Origin of the sequence: Methanospirillum lacunae, from assembly GCF_003173355.1 — an archaeon.
In the GTDB taxonomy this organism is placed as follows: Archaea; Halobacteriota; Methanomicrobia; order Methanomicrobiales; family Methanospirillaceae; genus Methanospirillum; species Methanospirillum lacunae.
This window is the reverse complement of the sequence record NZ_QGMY01000007.1, coordinates 40,736-60,044: the sequence shown is the minus strand read 5'-3', so window position 1 is coordinate 60,044 and position 19,309 is coordinate 40,736. Positions and strand designations below refer to the sequence as shown.

20 protein-coding genes and 1 tRNA gene are annotated in these 19,309 nt (G+C 46.5%); 11 read left to right on the top strand and 10 right to left on the bottom strand.

Translation table 11 applies throughout. The annotated features are described in order from the left end of the window. Positions 1–20 precede the first annotated feature (20 nt). The 4 genes from DK846_RS08260 to DK846_RS08245 form a co-directional block, all read right to left on the bottom strand. Positions 21–434, bottom strand: a complete 414-nt coding sequence (locus DK846_RS08260; RefSeq protein ID WP_109968469.1) for a hypothetical protein — start codon at positions 432–434, stop codon at positions 21–23. Then, positions 421–855, bottom strand: a complete 435-nt coding sequence (locus DK846_RS08255; protein WP_109968468.1) for a hypothetical protein — start codon at positions 853–855, stop codon at positions 421–423. Before DK846_RS08255 ends, DK846_RS08260 begins: the two co-directional genes overlap by 14 nt. Before the next feature lie 10 nt (positions 856–865). Then, entirely contained in the window at positions 866–1,501 is a 636-nt protein-coding gene (locus DK846_RS08250; protein WP_109968467.1) for a hypothetical protein, read from the bottom strand. A gap of 107 nt (positions 1,502–1,608) precedes the next feature. Next, a tRNA-Phe gene (locus tag DK846_RS08245) sits at positions 1,609–1,682 on the bottom strand. 106 nt (positions 1,683–1,788) lie between these two features. On the opposite strand from DK846_RS08245, the gene DK846_RS08240 reads away from it, so the two are divergent. Then, a complete protein-coding gene (locus DK846_RS08240) occupies positions 1,789–2,763 on the top strand; it encodes a phosphoesterase (protein WP_109968466.1) in 975 nt (324 codons plus the stop codon). Between the two features lie 4 nt (positions 2,764–2,767). Here the strand turns inward: DK846_RS08240 and DK846_RS08235 are convergent, their stop codons facing one another. After that, positions 2,768–3,547, bottom strand: a complete 780-nt coding sequence (locus tag DK846_RS08235; RefSeq protein WP_109968465.1) for a hypothetical protein — start codon at positions 3,545–3,547, stop codon at positions 2,768–2,770. A 43-nt stretch (positions 3,548–3,590) separates the two neighbouring features. Here DK846_RS08235 and metG point away from each other — a divergent pair, with 43 nt between their 5' ends. Next, a complete protein-coding gene (gene metG / locus DK846_RS08230) occupies positions 3,591–5,582 on the top strand; it encodes a methionine--tRNA ligase (RefSeq protein WP_109968818.1) in 1,992 nt (663 codons plus the stop codon). 5 nt (positions 5,583–5,587) lie between these two features. On the opposite strand, the gene DK846_RS08225 is transcribed toward metG, so the two are convergent. The 5 genes from DK846_RS08225 to DK846_RS08205 all read right to left on the bottom strand — a co-directional run bounded on the left by DK846_RS08225 (position 5,588) and on the right by DK846_RS08205 (position 10,360). Further along, a complete protein-coding gene (locus DK846_RS08225) occupies positions 5,588–6,073 on the bottom strand; it encodes a HEAT repeat domain-containing protein (protein ID WP_109968464.1) in 486 nt (161 codons plus the stop codon). An 11-nt stretch (positions 6,074–6,084) separates the two neighbouring features. Next, complete coding sequence (locus DK846_RS08220; protein WP_181391686.1) at positions 6,085–6,873, bottom strand: hypothetical protein; 789 nt, start codon at positions 6,871–6,873, stop codon at positions 6,085–6,087. A gap of 225 nt (positions 6,874–7,098) precedes the next feature. Next, a complete protein-coding gene (locus tag DK846_RS08215) occupies positions 7,099–9,294 on the bottom strand; it encodes an elongation factor EF-2 (protein WP_109968462.1) in 2,196 nt (731 codons plus the stop codon). A gap of 44 nt (positions 9,295–9,338) precedes the next feature. Beyond that, positions 9,339–9,926 carry a 30S ribosomal protein S7 gene (locus tag DK846_RS08210; RefSeq protein ID WP_109968461.1) on the bottom strand — a complete coding sequence of 196 codons (588 nt, stop codon included), beginning with the start codon at positions 9,924–9,926 and terminating at the stop codon, positions 9,339–9,341. A gap of 5 nt (positions 9,927–9,931) precedes the next feature. Continuing rightward, positions 9,932–10,360 carry a 30S ribosomal protein S12 gene (locus tag DK846_RS08205; protein WP_109968460.1) on the bottom strand — a complete coding sequence of 143 codons (429 nt, stop codon included), beginning with the start codon at positions 10,358–10,360 and terminating at the stop codon, positions 9,932–9,934. Between the two features lie 158 nt (positions 10,361–10,518). Here DK846_RS08205 and DK846_RS08200 point away from each other — a divergent pair, with 158 nt between their 5' ends. The 9 genes from DK846_RS08200 (at position 10,519) to sepS (ending at position 19,114) form a co-directional block, all read left to right on the top strand. Next, a complete protein-coding gene (locus DK846_RS08200; RefSeq protein WP_109968459.1) occupies positions 10,519–10,932 on the top strand; it encodes a 6-carboxytetrahydropterin synthase in 414 nt (137 codons plus the stop codon). After that, complete coding sequence (locus tag DK846_RS08195; protein ID WP_109968458.1) at positions 10,919–11,527, top strand: 7-carboxy-7-deazaguanine synthase QueE; 609 nt, start codon at positions 10,919–10,921, stop codon at positions 11,525–11,527. Before DK846_RS08200 ends, DK846_RS08195 begins: the two co-directional genes overlap by 14 nt. Next, complete coding sequence (queC, locus tag DK846_RS08190; RefSeq protein ID WP_109968457.1) at positions 11,528–12,190, top strand: 7-cyano-7-deazaguanine synthase QueC; 663 nt, start codon at positions 11,528–11,530, stop codon at positions 12,188–12,190. 3 nt (positions 12,191–12,193) lie between these two features. Continuing rightward, positions 12,194–12,700, top strand: a complete 507-nt coding sequence (locus tag DK846_RS08185; RefSeq protein WP_109968456.1) for an NUDIX hydrolase — start codon at positions 12,194–12,196, stop codon at positions 12,698–12,700. Positions 12,701–12,771: 71 nt separating this feature from the next. Continuing rightward, entirely contained in the window at positions 12,772–13,587 is an 816-nt protein-coding gene (locus DK846_RS08180; RefSeq protein ID WP_109968455.1) for an alpha/beta hydrolase, read from the top strand. A gap of 78 nt (positions 13,588–13,665) precedes the next feature. Continuing rightward, complete coding sequence (gene prf1 / locus DK846_RS08175) at positions 13,666–14,937, top strand: peptide chain release factor aRF-1 (RefSeq protein WP_109968454.1); 1,272 nt, start codon at positions 13,666–13,668, stop codon at positions 14,935–14,937. Continuing rightward, positions 14,937–16,604 (top strand): arginine--tRNA ligase, encoded by a 1,668-nt coding sequence (gene argS, locus DK846_RS08170; RefSeq protein ID WP_109968453.1) that lies wholly within the window; start codon positions 14,937–14,939, stop codon positions 16,602–16,604. Before prf1 ends, argS begins: the two co-directional genes overlap by 1 nt. 40 nt (positions 16,605–16,644) lie before the next feature. Then, the gene (gene twy1, locus DK846_RS08165) at positions 16,645–17,526 is read left to right on the top strand and encodes a 4-demethylwyosine synthase TYW1 (RefSeq protein WP_245926505.1); all 882 of its coding nucleotides are present in this window, start codon (positions 16,645–16,647) and stop codon (positions 17,524–17,526) included. Between the two features lie 7 nt (positions 17,527–17,533). After that, positions 17,534–19,114, top strand: a complete 1,581-nt coding sequence (gene sepS, locus DK846_RS08160; RefSeq protein WP_109968451.1) for an O-phosphoserine--tRNA ligase — start codon at positions 17,534–17,536, stop codon at positions 19,112–19,114. Positions 19,115–19,309 lie beyond the last annotated feature (195 nt).

Below are 19,309 nucleotides of genomic sequence, written 5' to 3'. Positions count from 1 at the left end.
GAAAGAGTCTATCAAAATTTTCAAATGGGTTTTATTTTTGGTTGAAATAATGGTGGTATAGGTAGGGGGATTGACATTTTATCCGCTAATGGTATGATTATCGCCATCATAAAATAAAAATTCGAATTTTCATACTGCTCTTTTATTGATACCGGAATATCTAGAGTGTCATCTTGATCTGGACTTATTTCTAACTTATCATCATCTGGCCCTAGTTCAATAATTGTACCTAATTGGGATTCAAATTGTGCAATATCAACAATCGAGAGAATAAATGATGATTTAATCTTAAAAAGACTACTTGATAATTTTACAATTTCTGTGGTTGTAGTAGTAATTTTAACTGTTACATTCAGTAATTCTCCAGTTTTCCTACTAGGGTTAATGGCCTTTATTGCATCGATTTTCTCCAATGAGGTTTTAATTACTTTCATGGTAATCACAACTCCATTCTTTAATTGTGTTTAAAATGTCAGAACAATCAAAGTTTGAACTCATTGGATCAGACGGTTTATAAGAAATTATAGGATGACAAATTCGCTCATTAATGATAACATTTGATTGAATACCAAATGTATTTCCTTGAATTGTATTATGAGAGATATCATATTTCTTTGTAATTGACACTTTAGATTGATGAGATAGGACAAACCTTTTCATTGGATACTCTGACAAATATTCAGATTGTATCTCATCTAATTCATCAATTTTATCACATGGTGGAAACCATGGATTCTCATCGATTAAATCACTAAGTTCGTCCAAAGTAATTCCAAGGCTTTCTACGGCTTCATCGATATTAATCTCCCCCGCATAAAACCGATCTAATATATTTACTGTCTTATAATCTGTCATTTAAAGCCAGTTAAGAACTAATTGAGGTCACTACTGATTGTCTATATTTACTGAATCGGGTTTTAATATTATCCATCTCATCATTAATTGTTCTTACTATCTCTCTATCTGAGCACCCATTACATTTTTTACTTAAATGTTGACAGGTATTTTGGAATTCTTTTCCTTCAAATAATAATAATCCTCTTTTAATGTGACTATTTGGGGTAATAACATTAAATCTTACCATTAATTCAAGAAAATTAATAGTTGATAATGCTTTTAATTTAGATTTAATCCCATTGTTTCTTTGATATATGCTTGTTTTATCGATAACATTCCAATCAGAACTTACGACATAATCAGCGTTTATTGATGTGGCTAAAAATAACACTGCAGCATCTTTTTTCCCCAGATTCAATCTGCTTTCAGTTAACCCCTTCCAAAATTCTGTTAGTTTGGCATCATCGATGGGACATATTTCGCAGATATCTGAATCAGAGATTATTTTCTTAACATATGTATCTTTTATTTCCGAAAAGTTGACATCAGAAACATAAATAATGGAATCCTTCAGATTGTTTAAAATAAAATCAAGACAATCCACAGTATTTATTGATAAATCAATGAAAGTGCAGGCGTCAAAAATGAATGTTTTTTGAGTCACACTATCACCATTTTCTTCATTACTAAATAAATCTTAATATTTTTATTTTTGTTCTAAAAAATGGATTAAATCTAACTCTAAATTTTTTAGGCAAAAAAAAGTAACTATGCCCCAGCCCGGATTTGAACCGGGGACAACCAGATCTTCAGTCTGGCGCTCTCCCAGTCTGAGCTACTGAGGCGCGACTATACAGATACTCACTCTGCATTAATATATTTGTCGATATTGACTGTTGTGAAATTATCAAATCGCTCGTATTATCAGGTCAGAAACCAGAATTTAATGTAATGTTCTTCAGAAAGCGGAAGAATGGGCCTGATATCGCATCCATATCTGCAGACATAGCCCTTCGGACCGCCCATATCGTTCATCTTACCCACAATGACTTTGACGCGGTCGGTGCTGACGCTGTACATCGCATAAGGTTTAGGAAAGAGGGTGTTGTTACACTCTGGAGTTCGGTTGGTAAATTCCCAATGTATCTGGAAATAATATCCCAGATTGCGGGAAATGGGGACACACTGAGCATCAGTGATCTCTCATACCGCCGTGGTGTCGAGCAGCACCTTCGCAAGATCAAGCAGAAAGGATGGAGGATCGAGTGGCGGGATCATCATCGCTGGAACGAAGATGAGATTGGTCTCATCCGCAAGATTGTGGATCATCTTCACATCGATACCGGACGCTGTGCCTGTGGGATCTGTGCTGTTGATCTGGCACCTGAAGATGTCATAGCAGAAGAGATCGCACTGGTTGTCTGTGACTATGATCTCTGGAAGCAGAAAGATCCCAGATCAGCAGTTCTCGGGCTCGTTCTCCAGAGAAATAAGAACCGTGATCACGTCCGTGATATGTTGATGATGGGAGTATTTGATGACGGCCAGATCAGAAGCGAGTACCAGGATATCATGCGTGAGATGCAGAGGGTTATGGACCGGACCCTGCGGGCTGCAAGTATTTTAGGCACAAAGTACCGGATGGCTGTCAGTCCGATGTTTGGGTATCCAAGTGAAACCGCCGCATACCTGCGTAAAGAACTCAAGTCTGATATTGAAGTACTTGTATCTGATTCAGGTAAATTTTCTATCAGATCTGTTCCCCCGATAAGTCATCTCATCGCACGGGAGTTTGGTGGAGGAGGCCATCCCCATGCCGCCGGAGGTTTTTTCAGGTTTACTCTCTGGGATAAGATACTCCTTAAGATACTAAAGAAAAACAGGCACTTTGAGAAGATATCTGTAGTTGCAGAATTACAAAAATAAAAAATCAGTTGTTTGGAAGCGGTATCTCTGCACTATCAGCTATACACTTCCAGTATTGCCTGTCTTCTCCTTTCCCATATCCTCCGACCTGGATCTTTTCAGGATCCAGGTGTTGTAGTGCTTTTTTAAACCCCTCCTCATTAGGATCTACAAGAATGAGTCTTCTGATATCAAACTGATCAATGAGTTCATCAAGAAACTTAACCCTGGTTCTGGATAGTGCAATTGTACTCTGAAATTCAAGAAGTCCTGACTGGGCAACGAATGTCCCATCTGGAATTACAAAGATCGTCTTTCGTGAAGAGAGATGTTCTGCCTCTATCATACTGACCTCTTTGGCATGAAGGATGTGGCCTGTTATTTTCTGGTCCCGCATGTTCCTGAGAATTTTTGCATATACATCACAAAACTCTGCAAATGCCTCTTCATCTTCTGGATCCGGTGATTCTGGCAAAAGCCCCGGTGACGGGAGAACCGATGCTACCGGGCCAGCAGTTTTAATCATCACCCGTGCATCATCCTCAAAAACAGAAGTGCTTACATGGCACCCTTCAGGAGAACAGATGAGAGCATCCTCAAAGCGTGACTGCATAAACCTCCCTCCACAAGCAGGTGATGTTATTCCTGCTTCGAGTTGCTTTTCCAGCGACCGGATTAGATAGTATGTTGTCAGATCTGCTTCCTGACCCTTCATCGACCTGATAAAGCAGGTGAGTTCATCCATATCCGGCTGATCGGGCTCTGATCCGAGAGATATCGTTTTTAACCGGATTTTTTTTGCCATTTCTGATGATCTTATTTATAATATCAATCCCAAAAATGTAGTGATGAACAGTCGGCCTCTGCTAGTAACGTGTGGACTGCCTTATACCAATGGTCCTTGTCATCTCGGACACCTCCGGACATATGTTCCAGCCGATTTTTATGTGCGGTTTATGCGGAGAAAAGGGGAACATGCAGTCTTTGTCTGTGGTTCTGATAACCACGGAACGCCGATAGTTGTCAGTGCTGAAGCAGAAGGTGTGACACCCCGGGTGATCTCTGAACGCTATCACACTCACTTTGCAGAGACCTTCAAACGCATGAATATTCACTTTGATCATTTTGGAATGACAGATGATCCTGCTACGAAGGCCCGCACAACTCATATTGTAAACAGACTGATCAAAGCCGGTCATGTCTACCCAAAAATTATTCAGCAGGCTTACTGCCCCAAGTGTAAAAAATTCCTTCCTGACAGGTACCTGGAAGGAATCTGCCCTCACTGCAGTAAGCCTGCCCGGGGAGATGAATGTGATCAGGGGTGCGGAAAGCATCTGGAACCTGGGGAACTCCTTAAGCCAACCTGTAAGATCTGTGGAACAGCCGCAGAGTTCAGGGAGCAGGAGCATTTCTTCTTCAGACTTTCATCATTTCAGGATTATCTCAAGGATTTTCTGAAAGATCTCAAAGGAACAGACAACGCAATCAACTACGCCCTCGGCTGGGTCAATGAAGATCTTCACGACTGGTGTATCACCCGAACCCTGGAATGGGGAACGAAGTTTCCGGGCCGGGATGATCTGGTAGTGTACGTCTGGGTCGACGCCCCTATCGGATATATCGGGTTTACCGAAGAATGGGCAGAGAAATCTGGTTCTGATTGGAAAGATTATTGGTGTGAGGATAAAGCACGGATCACTCACTTTATCGGACAGGATATTACCTATCATCACTGTGTTTTCTGGCCTGCAATGCTGAAGGGTGCAGGGTACGGAAAGCCCTATGCAGTGGTTGCATCAGGAATGGTCAAAATTGATGATCATAAATTTTCCAAGTCTCGTGGGTATGTGGTCTGGACCAATGATGATTACCTGGATCAGGGCCTCCCAAGTGATTACCTGCGGTATTACCTCCTCACATATACCAGCCACACAAAAGAGATGAACTTCTCCTGGAAGTTGTTTCTAGAGAGGGTAAACTCTGAAGTGGTGAATACCCTTGGTAACTTTGTGTACCGGTCAGTTCATCTCTCACACAAGCAGTTTGGCGGGGTACCTGATGTCCCAGTGGATCAGGAGATAAAAACCAGAATTGCTGAGACTCTGACAACAGTATCAGACCTTGTTGAATCATATGATTTTAAAGGTGCCGTCGATGCTATACTCGCACTTGCAGCGTATGGTAACACCTATGTGCAGACTAATGAGCCTTGGAAACTTGCCAAGACTGATCTGGTTGCAATGGCCCAGGTCATGCGAAACAGTCTCCAGATAGCCAAAGCCCTTGCCTTGCTCATCGATCCGGTTATGCCTGACCGGGCAGAAAAACTCTGGACACAACTTGGAATGACTACCCCTCTTGCAAAAGCAGGGTTTGATGATGCACTGGTTGACCTATTACCTGGTCCACTTTCTCAACCATCAATATTGTTTGAAAAACTGGATGAGAAGAGGATCAATGTACTTGATGCTGATTTTAGGCAACGTATAGATGCCCTTACTTCACCTCCAGAACCAGATAATCAGATCACAATAGAAGAGTTTTCAAAAATTGAGCTCAAGACCGGAAGAGTATTGTCTGCAGAAAATGTGCCTAAATCGTCCAAACTTCTGAAGTTACAGGTTGGGTTTGGATCTGAAACCCGGCAGATCGTCAGTGGCATCGCCCAGTTCTATTCTCCAGAGGATTTAGTGGGCAAGGACGTTATTGTGGTCATGAATCTGAAACCAGCGAAAATATTTGGCATCGAGAGCAACGGTATGATTCTTGCAGCAGGGGATGAGGCATCCCTTCTCGTACCGTTTAAACCCGTAGAACCGGGAACAAAAATCAGGTAATTTTCTTATTCTCCATTCAGAGTTTTTAAGCTCTGAATCATCTTTTCTTTTACTGTCTGATCTGTTTCCCTTGCAAGAGCTGCTTCAATCTCTCGTTTTGCTGTACTATCCCCTATTAAAGCAAGTCCTGTAGCAGCAATCCCCCGGGTATACTGGTGCTCATCATTCAGCATATGGATCAGTGTTTGAACTGCTCTTGCATCTCTTATTATTCCTAAAGATTTTGCAGCCATGTACCTGACATGATCCTTCTCATCATTGCAGGCCTGGATAAGTTCCTGAACCGGCTCAATAGATCTGATAAGTCCGAGTGCTTCAGCTGCCCGGTACCTTATTCTCCAGTCTGGATCATGAAGAAGAGACAGGAGAGGTTCAACTGCCTCATTCCCGTATTTTACAACCTTCTGAACTGTTTTAGCCCGGCACTCTTTATTTGGATGGTATAACTCTTTGATCAGGACGGCAATCTTATTGGTTGAATGAGAGTTCATGCAAAAAAGAGTTAGTAGGTAGAGGTATATCCAACCGTCTGTGCGAGGTCGAATAATCCCCGTGCCTGTGTATTCTGCTTGTCGTCAATCTTGGTTGTGGTATTTGTTGACGAGGGATCTTTGCCGTAGGTCTCAAAGTTAGTAGTCTGATAGACTGAAGCTGAACCGGTTGCGAGCTTGTCTTTTGTATCTGTGTCGAGACCCTGAGCATCAAAGGCATATCGCAGATTGACAGGAGTCTTAGCATCTGCTGATATCATTCTTCCACCCATCTGTGTGACTGCAGCTACTTCTTTGACGTCCATCAGACTGCCCGCGCTAACGTATCCGCCAAATCCTGCTGCTCCACCAGATCCTGATGCAAACACACATTTTACTTCTGTATTGTTGGATGTTCCCCTACCATACTGAGTTATTGTACCCTGCTCATCATAGAGCATCTGCCCACCTTCACTCTCATTGGCAAGGTAATTGATAGTGTGCCTGACTCCAAGATTATCGGTTCCCTGAGTTGCATTTGAACCGTCCATGCTGAAGTCTTTAGTATACCTGGTAGTACCAGATGCCGCAAGTGTGTTTTCACGATATGTGGTATCTGTTCTTACTTCATCCCCACGCAGGGTTGCTGAGTTAAGATTTCCTTCCGGCGTATTTGTCTGTCCCCAATCCATATCATGATCAACAACAAGTGTTCCGATACAGGTAGCATCAATTGTTGTTGTAAGACCTGTCTGGTCGTATAGTGCAGACGTGGGCCTTATTGCTGAGACGAATCCTGGCAGGATAAATAGGCCAACCATGAGCAAGATGAGAAACCTGCTCCAATCCCTTTTTTTCATTCTTATCTTCCCCATCAAATGCATGAGCATCTAACCCCCGATAAAAATTGGACAAGAACAATTCGTTTGTCATAGTTATATATTTTCCTTATTTGTTGGGGAGAAAAGGGGAATATTCTGGGCTATAATTCTCAAATATTATAATAACAACGAAATTAAAAAAGGAGTGATGCGTTTGGGTTCAGGTCACGCGAGATAATCTGATGCTTTAGGCATCTCTTCTTTGAGACCCTTGCGCTTACGGATCTCAATCACTACATCTTTGACCATACCGGCTGGAACAAGTTCAAATCCTGCAAATTCCTGATTCCACATGGCACGGCCTTCGGTTGCAGATCTGACATCTCCGGCAAATCCGAAAAGTTCGGCAACCGGTGCCTTTCCAACGACGGTAATGGTATCTCCTTCGCTGGTCATATCAAAGACCTGGCCACGGCGGCTCTGGATCTGGGCTGTTGCTCCACCCATGTAGTCCTGTGGGACGGTGATGTGAAGTTTCTGCATTGGCTCAAGGAGTGAGTCATTTCCAAGGAGAAGACCTGCCTTGATTGCACTTCTTACTGCAGGGATGACCTGTGCAGGTCCACGGTGAATAGCATCTTCGTGAAGCTTGACATCAACCAGTTTCATCAGAAGGTTCTGGACCGGCTCGTCTGCAAGTGGACCTCCGTCAAGTGCCTCATGAATACCTTCAATGATAAGTTCCATGGTTTCATTGAGGTATTGGATACCCTTGGTCATATCAAGGAGCATATTGGTGCCGTAGATATCCTTGACATTCTTGGCTTCATCCTTCTCAAATCCTGCCTTGACCATCGCGTCACGACGCTCAAGCTGCTCCTGGTTCATTGAGATCTCATGGTTCTTGATCAACTCAACGACATGGTCAGGCATTGGTTCGAGCATGAAGTAGAATCTGTTGTGACGGTTTGGAGACTTTCCTTCAACAGCGCTGTCGAGCTTGTTGACAATGGTCTCACGGTACACCACGATAGGCTCTGAAGTGACGATCTCCACGTTCTTGTCACGCTTGATACGGCCGGTAACGATCTCAAGGTGGAGTTCTCCCATTCCTGCGATGAGGTGTTCTCCGGTCTCTTCATTGATGTTGACACGAAGGGTTGGATCTTCCTTAGCGACCTGCCTGAGCACTTCAACCAGTTTTGGAAGGTCTTTCATGTTCTTTGCTTCAACAGCAACGGTGACGACAGGCTCACTGTAGTGTTCGAGTGACTCGAACGGGGTCATGTCCATCAGACTTGATACAGTTGATCCGACAACTGCGTCTTTCAGACCGGTGACTGCAGCGATGTTTCCTGCAAAGAGTTCAGGAACCTCAACACGGGTCGGACCCATGAAGATACCAACCTGCTGAAGGCGGTTGACCTTCTTGGCAGACTGCATGACGTAGACTTCGTCTCCACGCTTGAGTTTTCCACCAAACAGACGTCCGGTTGCAACTTCTCCTGCGTGTGGGTCAAAGGATATGTCAGTCACCATCATGCAGCTTGGTGCATTGGGGTCACAGTTGTACATACCCTTGCCTTCGGGTGAGTTGATATCCCCGTGCCAGATCACACCAACACGCCGCTTTTGTGCCTCAAGTGGATTTGGCAGGAATGTTACGACCATATCAAGGATAACATCACAAAGGGGGCTCTTCTTTGCGAGCTCTTTCATCTCACCAGCCTTGCAGTGGTCATATACATTCTTGAATGAGATTCCACTCTTTTTCATGTACGGGACAGAGATTGCCCAGTTATAGAGTGCAGATCCGAATGCAACGGTTCCCTGTGCAGCATCGAGTTTCCACCCGTTGTTGTACATCTCCTCGTTCATACCCTTGATGAGCTTGTTGACCTTGTCGATGACTTTTCCGAGGCGGATCTGCATCTCCATCTCGTCAACCTGAAGCTCATTGATAAGCCGGTCAACCTTGTTGATGAACAGAACTGGCTTTACCCGCTCTTTGAGTGCCTGACGAAGAACAGTCTCGGTCTGTGGCATTGTGCCTTCTACTGCGTCCACAAGGACAACTGCTCCGTCTACTGCACGCATTGCTCGGGTAACATCGCCACCAAAGTCCACGTGACCTGGAGTATCAATCATGTTGATGAGATACTCTTTGCCCTCATACTCGTGAACCATGGAGACGTTTGAAGCATCGATGGTGATTCCACGTGCCTGTTCTTCTTCATCTGAGTCCATCCAACAGGCTTTCCCTGCAAGATCCTCACTGATAATTCCTGCACCTGCCAGGAGATTATCAGACATGGTTGTCTTCCCGTGATCAATGTGGGCGACGATACCGATGTTCCTGATATTCTCCGGCTTGTTCATGAGCTGCGTGACGCGCTCAACCGTTTTCTTCCCTCGGCTCATATTACACCTGAAATTCTCTGAAAAAAGTATTGAGAGATTGTTCTCTAACGTGCAGACTTTGCAACACGTTCACGTTCTTCCCGCTTGCCTACTGAGTAACACTTTGGATCGCCGTTTGCTGCAGCGATAAGTTCCTCGGCAAGGGCTACTGCCACCGGCTTCTTCTTCTTGTGGCTGGCAGAGTAAACTCCGGCCCCAATCAACCCAACTGAAGTGTTGACACGGCGCATTGGTGCGGTGTCGACAGACTTTGGAACGTTGATTCCTCCGTACTTCAGTCTTACTGATTCTTCGCGGGGGCCTGCATTTGCAACTGCATCAACAAGAACTTCAACCGGGTTTTTCTTGGTCTTCTTGTTGATGATATCAAAGGCGTCCTTGACAATGCGAATTGCCAGTGTCTTCTTGCCTGTGTTGACCTCAGTCCGCATGAGCTGGTTGATAAGCCGCTCTACGATGAGCATATTTGACTTGTTGAATTCCTGCCTCGTGAGTCTGCCGCATGAATGTGGCACCATCATGGAGGTGAGGTTCACGTATCGTGCAATACCCGGGTCCTTGATATTGACCTCAGTCACGTCCCACTTGTTGAAAAGAAGGCGTGAAGGGGCCGACGCTGTTTCTTCACTCATCACGTTCACCTGCGTGGCTTCTCCTTCCGTCCTATGACCATCTCATGAAGACAGACATTGTTCACCTTGGTGACCACGTATCTGACTCCTGGGATATCTCCCATTGAACGACCGAGACGGCCTCCGATGCCTTCAATCTCAACTTCGTCGTGCTCGTCGATGAAGTTGATAGCACCGTCACCAACTGCAAATGCAGAAACCTGACGGCCGTTTTTGATCAACTGTACACGGACACATTTCCTGATTGCTGAGTTGGGCTGCTTTGCCTCAACACCAATCTTCTCAAGAACAATGCCGCGCCCCTGTGGCGCGCCCTCAAGAGGATCTGATTTTAACTTCAGTCCGCCTGCTGTGCGGGCGAAATGCGGGTCGCTCCAGCGGAATCTATGCCAGTCGCGCTTTAACTTTCGTGCTGCGAATTTTCCCTGTCCCATTACATCACTCTGTAAAAATTTCGACGGAAACACCGGGTATCGGTGAGGTTTTGTCCAAATGCACGACAGATGCGTATTACCGTGCTAAGTTTGAAACCTGTCTGTATACGTTACCCCTTATGCAATATAATAGTTGTATTCCCGTCTAACATAATGATATGCAGATCAGGCTCTACAAGGAAGTCTCCTTCGATGCCAGTCATCGACTCCTTCATTACCGGGGCAAATGTCACAACCTTCACGGACACCGATGGAAGGTTGAGATCTGGATCACTGGTAGGACTGATGACCAAACAAATATTCTGGTTGATTATAATGAGATCAAACAGGCAGTCAACAAGTATGATCACCAGATTATTCTGAACCAGGATGACCCGATGGTTCCGAGAATTGAGGAATTTCATCCGGTAATTAAGACTCCCGGGGACCCGACAAGCGAACTTCTGGCAGAACTTATTCGTGACTCGATCGAGTCTGCATATGCTCCAAGTGGCCGGGATATCAGGGTCGAGACAATAAGGGTCTGGGAGTCACCATCCTGCTATGCAGAGTTGACACATGAAGATCGCTGAAATCTTTACCAGTATTCAGGGGGAGGGCGACACCTCCGGATATCCAACAATCTTCATCCGTTTTGCCGGATGCAATCTCCGGTGCCTGTACTGTGATACTCGCGCCGCGCAGGATGACTACGGGACTGAAATGGATCTTGCACAGATAATGGAAGAGGTACAGAAATCCGGGATAGCCCATGTATGTATCACCGGTGGCGAGCCTCTTCTCCAGCAAAATCTTCCTGCGCTTTTGAAGATGCTCAAAGAAACCGGGCATGCGACAACCATTGAGACAAATGGGACACAGGATTTCAGGACCTGCCAGGATTATGCGACCATCTGTATGGATGTCAAATGTCCGTCATCAGGGGAGAAGAGCGATTTAAGTCTGCTTCACTGGATTAGGCCTGAAGATTCGGTCAAGTACGTCATTGGCACAGATGAGGATCTCAGATACGCTCATGAGACTCTGAAACAAAACGCGGTGAGAGGAACGATCTTCTGGTCGCCGGTGTTTGGAACTGATCCTATGAAGATAGTCTCATATATTCTGGATCAGAACCTGCCGGTAAGATTTCAGTTGCAACTTCACAAAATTATCGGGGTACAATAATTGAGAGCAGTATGTCTTCTTTCAGGTGGCATGGATTCATCTACTCTTGCCTACCTGGCAAAATCTGAAGGATATGAGATTTATGCCCTTCACTTCACCTATGGTCAACGCACCGAAGATAAAGAGCGTGAATGTGCCAAACGGATTGCCCGGCATCTCAATGCAGCAGAGTTCCTGGATGTAAATCTTGCATATCTGATCCAGGTTGGAGCTTCAAGTCTGACTGATCGGTCAATGCCGGTAAAATCTCATGCTGATGCAGGAGATGGGATTCCACAGACGTATGTACCTTTCAGGAATGCAAACCTCCTCTCTGTCGCAACGAGTTTTGCCGAGGCCAGGGGAGCGGATGCGATCTACATCGGTGTGCAGGCATCAGACTATTCCGGGTACCCTGATTGCAGGCCTGAATTTATCGAGGCTTTTCAGCAGGTAATAAACCTGGGCACACGGCCTGAAACTCATATCTCGCTTAATACTCCCTTTGTTCGTCTCAACAAATCAGAGATTCTGAAGATTGGAATGGACCTTGGCGTCCCGTATGAAGACACATGGTCGTGCTACCAGGATGGAGAGGCCGCATGTGGTGTCTGTGGCTCCTGTCATTTCAGAAAGGAAGCGTTTGCAACGATTGGGATAGAGGATCCGATTCCCTACCGGTGAATTATGGAGATCTACCGGGGAAAGCGTCTCATCGTTGAAAAATCAAATTTTTCTCTGCCAAACGGGATGCAACGTGAGGCGGTGGTAGTCAGGCCACGTGGTGCTGTAGTAATATTTCCTATTGACGGGGAGTACTGCTATCTCATACGTCAGTGGCGTTTTGCGATTGATCAGTATATCCTTGAGGCACCTGCCGGAACCATGGAAACCGGTGAGGATCCGATTGAGACTGCACGACGGGAACTGATCGAAGAGGCAGGTCTTGCTGCCAGAGAACTCATACCCCGTGGTTTTATCTATACAACTCCGGGTTTTACCGATGAGCGGATCTTTATTTATGAAGCGAGAGGTCTTACCCCCTCACGCGAGTATGCTCCTGATGCTGATGAGATAATTGAACCTGTTCGGTTGTCAATCTCCGAGGTTTTCCGGATGGTCAGGGATGGTGAGATTGTTGATGCAAAGACGATAGCAGCTGTAGCCCGGTGCATCGGTAAGGAGTGTACATGAGGGGTTGCTGTTTTCCACTATCTATAATACTTGTTCTGATTCTGTTTTTGATAGTCTGCGGATGCACTGGTATGCAGAGTCAGTCAGTAAAACCTGCGTATCAGGTATCTGATGATGGAATTCTCACCATGCAGATTCCTCATGGAGTGGTCGTTAATAAAACTCTTGAGACTGAAGGGAATGTCACGGTTGAAGAACTGACATTTACGAATTTTGGCGGAAATGTCTCTGCAGTTCTCATTGCCCCGGAGCATCCGAAAGAAGGTGCGGTCTGGGCACCTGGTGCAGGAGTTCCTGCTTCAGGCCATATTGGTCATCTGCTTGAGTATGGTCGGCAGGGATATGCAGTTCTGGTTGTTGATGTGAGAGGCAACGGCGGCAATACTTCGGGGTACCCGCTAAATCTGGAGAAGGATTATGGAAAGTTCTCAGCAGGAGAGTGGCCACAGATCTACCTGATTATTGCAGATATGATAGACGCAGAACGGTACCTTCACGAACGGTACGGTCTGATTCCCATCTGGATGATTGGAGAGTCTAACGGTGGAAGGTACGCTGCAGTTGCTGCCGCAATTGATAACGAGTCTGCCGGGTATGTCGGGATATCCACGTCAGGGTTTGAACGCCAGGGTGATCAGTACCAGGGAAGTGCCAGGAGCTTTTTACTCAGTATTGATCCTGACGTGATGGGTCCGCGGATTGCACCGAGGCCTTCACTTATATTCCATGCACCAAAGGATCCGATTATCCCGATAGACCTGGGAGAAAAACTAGCGACTACTCTTGGTAAGTCTGCACAATTTTTTACATTCAATGGAACGCATGGGTTCAATGATGAGGTGGATCAGACCCTACGCGACCAGTTTCAGAAATATCTGAATAATTAAATATCTTTTTCTGTCCGCCGCAGATATTAAGTCCGGCCCGGAGCAATATATACCAGCTTACAATACAGGTTTGTTGCCATGAGCGAAGCGGTTGAACATGATGACGCACGGCGGCGTTATGAATTTAAAAAGATGCTTGAACGGCTGGAGGCGAAAGAGGGCAGTGGAACCGAACTGATCTCTCTCTACATACCACCGGATAAGCAGATCTATGATGTAACCGCCCAGCTGCGGGACGAGTTTGGCCAGTGTGCCAACATCAAATCGAAACAGACCCGGACAAATGTACAGAGTGCGATATCCAGCATTCTTGCCCGGCTTAAATATTATAACAAGCCACCGGAGGAAGGGATGGCTGTCTTCTGCGGGAGTGTGAACAAGCATGGAGATCGCCAGGACCTTGAGTGTGACGTGGTGCTTCCGCCCCAGCCCATCAATCTCTACATGTACCGGTGCAGTTCCAAGTTCGAACTAGAACCTCTCCGTGACATGCTTGAAGAGAAGGCTGTGTATGGCCTTCTGGTTCTGGACAGAAGAGAAGCATACTGGGGATTTCTGCGTGGAAACCGGATTGATCCGATTGGTGGAACCACCTCTACGGTGCCAGGAAAGCAGCGCAAAGGTGGTCAGTCAAGTATCCGATTCGAACGCCTCCGTCTGATCGCTATCAATGATTTCTATAAGAAAGTGGGCGAGCGATCCAGTGAGATATTCCTGAGTGAGAAAGACTACTTCAACCGGTTTAAGGGATTACTGATCGGTGGTCCGTCCCCGACAAAGGAAGAGTTTGAACAGGGTCAGTTCCTGCATCACGAAGTGCAAAAACGGATCCTTGGGCTCTTTGATGTTGCATACACCAATGAGAGCGGGCTTCCCGAGCTGGTGGATGCTGCCGAAGATGTCCTGAAAGGTCAGACTGTCATTGAAGAGAAGCACATCATGGAGCGGTTCTTCAAGGAACTTGTCAAGGACAACGGTCTTGCAGCCTATGGAGAACAAAGTGTCAGGGCCAACCTTGAACTGGGTTCGGTTGATATGCTCCTCTTATCTGATAAACTCAGGAAATCACGCCTGGTTATCAAGTGTGATGCCTGTGGGTATACAGAGCAGAAGACGGTCCAGATGGAAGCGGGAAAAGATCCAGGTGATCTTGATTTCGGACCCTGCCCGAAGTGTACATCCCCGCTCCAGCTTGAACAGGAGTTTGACATCATAGATGAACTGACCCAACTTGCTGACCAGAGCAACAGCAGTGTTTCCATCATATCAGATGATTTTGAGGAAGGGTCTCAATTATATAGTGCATTTGGCGGAATAGCCGCAATACTTAGATACAGGACCGGGTTTTAATGTATATTTCCTTGTGTGAACAGGTTGCCGGGGTTCTCAAAGAGTATACCGGCAGGGAGGATGTTCTCCTGGTTGATGGTGGAGAGCATGCAGATCTTGCATCAACCGTGGCGTTTGCCATGGCAAAAGAGAAGCGGATGGCCCCCGCCCAGATAGCCAAGGAGATCACCGATGCCATATCTGACCGTCTTCTCAAAGATCTGAATGTCCGTACCGAGGCTACCGGGCCATATATTAACTTCACGTTTGAGGGAAGGTACTGTGCAGAGGTTCTGAAAGCTGCAGTCAAGCCCGGGTATGGGAATCTTCCTCCTAAGAGTGTCCGTGTTGTCCTTGAGCACACAAGTGCAAACCCGAACGGCCCGCTCCATGTCGGTCACATACGCAATACTATTATAGGAGATACCCTGGCCCGGTGTTTCCGCAAAGCAGGGTATCCTCTGGAAGTTGAATACTACGTTAACGATATGGGCCGGCAGATTGCGATCGTTGCCTGGGGTATTGACAGACAGCACACTGATGTGTATGGGCCAGGAAAAGGTGACCATCTGATTGCCGAGGTCTACATTGAGGCAAACAAACACCTCACTGCTGATCCATCACTCACTGCAGAGATCGATGCCCTGATGCAGAAGGTTGAGGATGGGGATGATGAGATCATCCGCAGGTTCAAGGGCCCGGTCAGGCGATGTCTTGAAGGATTCAAGGAGACTCTTGCCGGACTCCATGCCCACCATGACCGGTTTGTATTTGAGAGTGATTTTGTCAGAAACGGTGACACCAGTAAGTTACTGGGACGAATTGCTCACATGCCTGAAGCGGTCCATGAGGAGACACTAGCTTTAGACCTCTCAAAGTACGGGTTTGAGAAGAAGTACATCCTCAGGCGTTCAGATGGAACCAGTGTGTATGCTGCCCGAGATATCGCATTCCACCTCTGGAAAGGTCATAACTTTGACCGGGTGATCGATGTTCTGGGTGCTGATCACAAACTTATCGGCAGGCAACTGCAGGCAACCATGGATCTTCTTGGCGAGACGGTCCCGGAGATAGTCTTCTTTGAATTTGTCTCACTCCCTGAAGGTTCTATGAGCACCAGAAGGGGAACATTCATCTCGGCTGATGAACTGATCGAAGAAGCAGGCCGGCGGGCAATGGAAGAGGTAACAGTACGACGCCCTGAACTCGATGAAGAGGCACGTAAAACAATTGCCAAAGGGGTCGCAGCAGCAGCAATCAGGTATGATATTGTCAAGACGATCCCTGAGAAGAGTACAGTCTTTGACTGGAAAGAAGCACTTGACTTTGAAAAACAGAGTGGTCCTTACATTCAGTATGCTCATGCCCGTGCCTGTAGTATTCTAGATAAGGCCGGAGAGTTTCCTCACTGTTATGAGATCGAAGGTGACGGCGAGATAGTCTTGGCCAAAAAAATAGCCCGGTTCCCCAAGGTTATCGATCAGGTAGTCACTGAACTGAAACCGTATCTGCTTGCAATATATGCCCGCGAACTTGCAGACATTTTTGGTTCATTCTACCATGCTGAACCGGTTCTCAAGGCACAGGGAACCGTGCGGGATCGGCGTCTCACTCTGGTTGAGGCAACCAGGAACACCCTGAAAGAGGCTCTTGAAACACTGGGGATAGATGCGCTCCGCGCGATGTAAGATTCCAAACGGTCACAGCCCTGAGATTTCCCTCCGGAGGATGGGATATCTCTTCTTTGATCCATCCTCTTCTGCTTCGCTCAAACCCTGTCTCTGGTGTAAAAGGGCTCTGACAGGGGGAGAGATGTGTTATAAACACCAGTTTTACGGCATCTCCAGCCACCGGTGTGTTCAGCTGACTCCCACACTAAAGTGCAACCATCGATGCCTCTTCTGCTGGCGATCATTTGAGCATGAACATCCGGGAGAAAAAGATCTTCCTCCGGCAGATATTGTAAAGAGGATACCGTTTTTGCAGAAAAAAGGGCTTGCCGGATACAAAATCTCTCCTAAAGTTACTCCCCAGCGATGGGATGAAGCGATCAATCCGGACCAGGTTGCTATCTCCCTCTCCGGGGAACCAACCCTGTACCCGCATCTGCCTGAACTGATTGAGATGCTTAATCAGAAGGGATGTACAACCTTCCTCGTATCAAACGGAACGAACCCTGAAGAGCTCAAAGCATGCAGACCGTTCCAGAAGTATGTCTCACTCACAGCAACAGACAGGGAAACCTACCTGAAAGTTGCCCAGCCACTTGAAGACTACTGGGATCGGCTGCAGGAAAGTCTGGTATCACTTGGGAAGGATGGGGATCAGGGCGCGAGAACTGCAATTCGTATCACGCTTGTAAAAGGGATCAATGACCATGATCCTGAAGGGTATGCCAGATTAATTCAGGAGAGCGGTGCTTCCTTTGTTGAGGTGAAATCGTATATGCATGTGGGATTCAGCCAGCGTCGTCTCACAATCAAACATATGCCATTACATCCTGAGATCCAGGCATTTGTTGAGACAATCCTTCCACATTGTGACTACACCATAAAAGGAGAAAACTCCCAGTCCCGGGTCATCTGTCTTGAGAAGATCGAGAACGCATGAGGATATTATGAGATTTGATATTGAAGAGTTCAAACAGCGGGCAAAGGAAGATTATGAGGCTGCATGGCATGCAGGCCCGTCAGTCCTGACGCCTCCGTCAGTAGATCGAACATATCCGAGACTGCAGTACAGGTGTGCAACCCCTCATCCGGTATTTGCAACGATCCAGAAGCTTCGTGAGACATACCTTGCGATGGGCTTTGACGAGGCAGAAAACCCGATCATCGTTGATGAGCAGGAGGTTTATCGCCAGTTTGGTCCAGAAGCCATGGCAGTGCTTGATCGTGTCTTCTATCTTGGCGGGCTTCCAAGGCCCAATGTCGGAATTGGGAAGGATCAGATAGAGAAGATATCAGGAATCATCGGCCGCCAGGTATCCGAGGAAGATGAAGAGGCACTCAGAAAAACTCTGCATGCCTATAAGAAATCAGAGATCGACGGTGATGACCTGACACATGAACTTGCAGCAGTGCTCAAGACCGATGATGCACTGGTCGTCGAGATTCTTGATCAGGTTTTTCCTGAATTCCGTGAGTTGAAACCTGAGTCAGGCCGTCAGACTCTCCGTTCTCATATGACCAGTGGCTGGTTTCAGACGCTTGGTTCCATCTGGGAGAAGGTTCCTCATCCGATCATGCTCTTCTCGATTGACCGGTGTTTCCGCAGGGAACAGGCCGAAGATGCCCAGCGTCTGATGAGTTACCACTCTGCATCCTGCGTTGTTGCAGGAGAAGATGTCACCATGGAGGATGGCAAAGCAGTTGCCAGGGCATTACTGTCATCATTCGGGTACACTGATTTTGAATTCAGACCTGATGACAAGCGTTCAAAATATTACATTCCTGACACCCAGACTGAAGTGTATGCTTCTCATCCAAAGCATGGATGGGTGGAGGTCGCGACCTTTGGTATCTACTCTCCATCTTCACTGGCCGGGTATGGAATTGGTGTCCCGGTTATGAATCTCGGTCTTGGAGTAGAGCGACTTGCGATGATCTCGTCGGGATCAAATGATGTTCGTGAGATGTGTTTTCCCCAGTTTGCTCCACGGCAGTACTCAGATTCTGATCTCGCCCGGGCAGTTTCTCTGGAGAAGGAACCGTCGGCAGCCGGTCGTCAGATCGTTTCTGCAATCTGTGATGTAGCCCTTCCGAATGCAACTGCAATAGGTCCATGTTCATTCAAAGCATGGGAAGGGGAGATCTCTGGCAAAAACATCTCTATCTATGTAGAAGAACCTGAAGAAGGGGCAAAGCTGCTCGGACCTGCCTGCATGAATGAGATCTTTGTTCAAAATGGTTCGATCCTAGGGGTACCAGACACAGAAAAGTTTGCCACTGTCAGAAAAGAAGGAGTTCCTGCAGGTCTCTCATTCTTGCAGGCAGCTGCAGCGGGTGCTGTGGAATCTATCGAGATAGCAGCCATGTGTGGTGAAGGAACAACGGTGCAGTTTAAAATGGCCCGGCTCCCGGGAGATATCAACCTGAAGATCGCCCCCTATGCCATGAGATATATTACTGATAATAACAGAAAGGTTGACGTCCGCGGACCGATCTTTCTCACGATCAGATCAGAGATCAATCCATAACGTAAATAACAGGAATAATAGTCGATTCGATTATTCTTTTTTTGATATACTTCAATTCTGATATTTTTTAAGCAGTCCCGTAATACAATTTTCCGTCTGTCCCGGGCACATCTTCCGGAAAGATTATCATGGACAGGAACAACATTCAAACAATTGAAACTCTGAGGTTTCTAGTGAAGTAATCCGGATAACGGA

Coding starts and splice junctions, on each gene's coding strand:
- DK846_RS08195 (WP_109968458.1), top strand. CDS start 10,919: ATGAAGATCGCTGAAATCTTTACCAGTATTCAGGGGGAGGGCGACACC.
- prf1 (WP_109968454.1), top strand. CDS start 13,666: ATGAGCGAAGCGGTTGAACATGATGACGCACGGCGGCGTTATGAATTT.
- DK846_RS08235 (WP_109968465.1), bottom strand. CDS start 3,547: ATGGCAAAAAAAATCCGGTTAAAAACGATATCTCTCGGATCAGAGCCC.
- DK846_RS08225 (WP_109968464.1), bottom strand. CDS start 6,073: ATGAACTCTCATTCAACCAATAAGATTGCCGTCCTGATCAAAGAGTTA.
- twy1 (WP_245926505.1), top strand. CDS start 16,645: ATGGGATATCTCTTCTTTGATCCATCCTCTTCTGCTTCGCTCAAACCC.
- DK846_RS08215 (WP_109968462.1), bottom strand. CDS start 9,294: ATGAGCCGAGGGAAGAAAACGGTTGAGCGCGTCACGCAGCTCATGAAC.
- argS (WP_109968453.1), top strand. CDS start 14,937: ATGTATATTTCCTTGTGTGAACAGGTTGCCGGGGTTCTCAAAGAGTAT.
- sepS (WP_109968451.1), top strand. CDS start 17,534: ATGAGATTTGATATTGAAGAGTTCAAACAGCGGGCAAAGGAAGATTAT.
- DK846_RS08210 (WP_109968461.1), bottom strand. CDS start 9,926: ATGAGTGAAGAAACAGCGTCGGCCCCTTCACGCCTTCTTTTCAACAAG.
- DK846_RS08240 (WP_109968466.1), top strand. CDS start 1,789: ATGTTCTTCAGAAAGCGGAAGAATGGGCCTGATATCGCATCCATATCT.
- DK846_RS08180 (WP_109968455.1), top strand. CDS start 12,772: ATGCAGAGTCAGTCAGTAAAACCTGCGTATCAGGTATCTGATGATGGA.
- DK846_RS08205 (WP_109968460.1), bottom strand. CDS start 10,360: ATGGGACAGGGAAAATTCGCAGCACGAAAGTTAAAGCGCGACTGGCAT.
- DK846_RS08200 (WP_109968459.1), top strand. CDS start 10,519: ATGCAGATCAGGCTCTACAAGGAAGTCTCCTTCGATGCCAGTCATCGA.
- DK846_RS08185 (WP_109968456.1), top strand. CDS start 12,194: ATGGAGATCTACCGGGGAAAGCGTCTCATCGTTGAAAAATCAAATTTT.
- DK846_RS08260 (WP_109968469.1), bottom strand. CDS start 434: ATGAAAGTAATTAAAACCTCATTGGAGAAAATCGATGCAATAAAGGCC.
- DK846_RS08220 (WP_181391686.1), bottom strand. CDS start 6,873: ATGGTTGGCCTATTTATCCTGCCAGGATTCGTCTCAGCAATAAGGCCC.
- DK846_RS08255 (WP_109968468.1), bottom strand. CDS start 855: ATGACAGATTATAAGACAGTAAATATATTAGATCGGTTTTATGCGGGG.
- metG (WP_109968818.1), top strand. CDS start 3,591: ATGAACAGTCGGCCTCTGCTAGTAACGTGTGGACTGCCTTATACCAAT.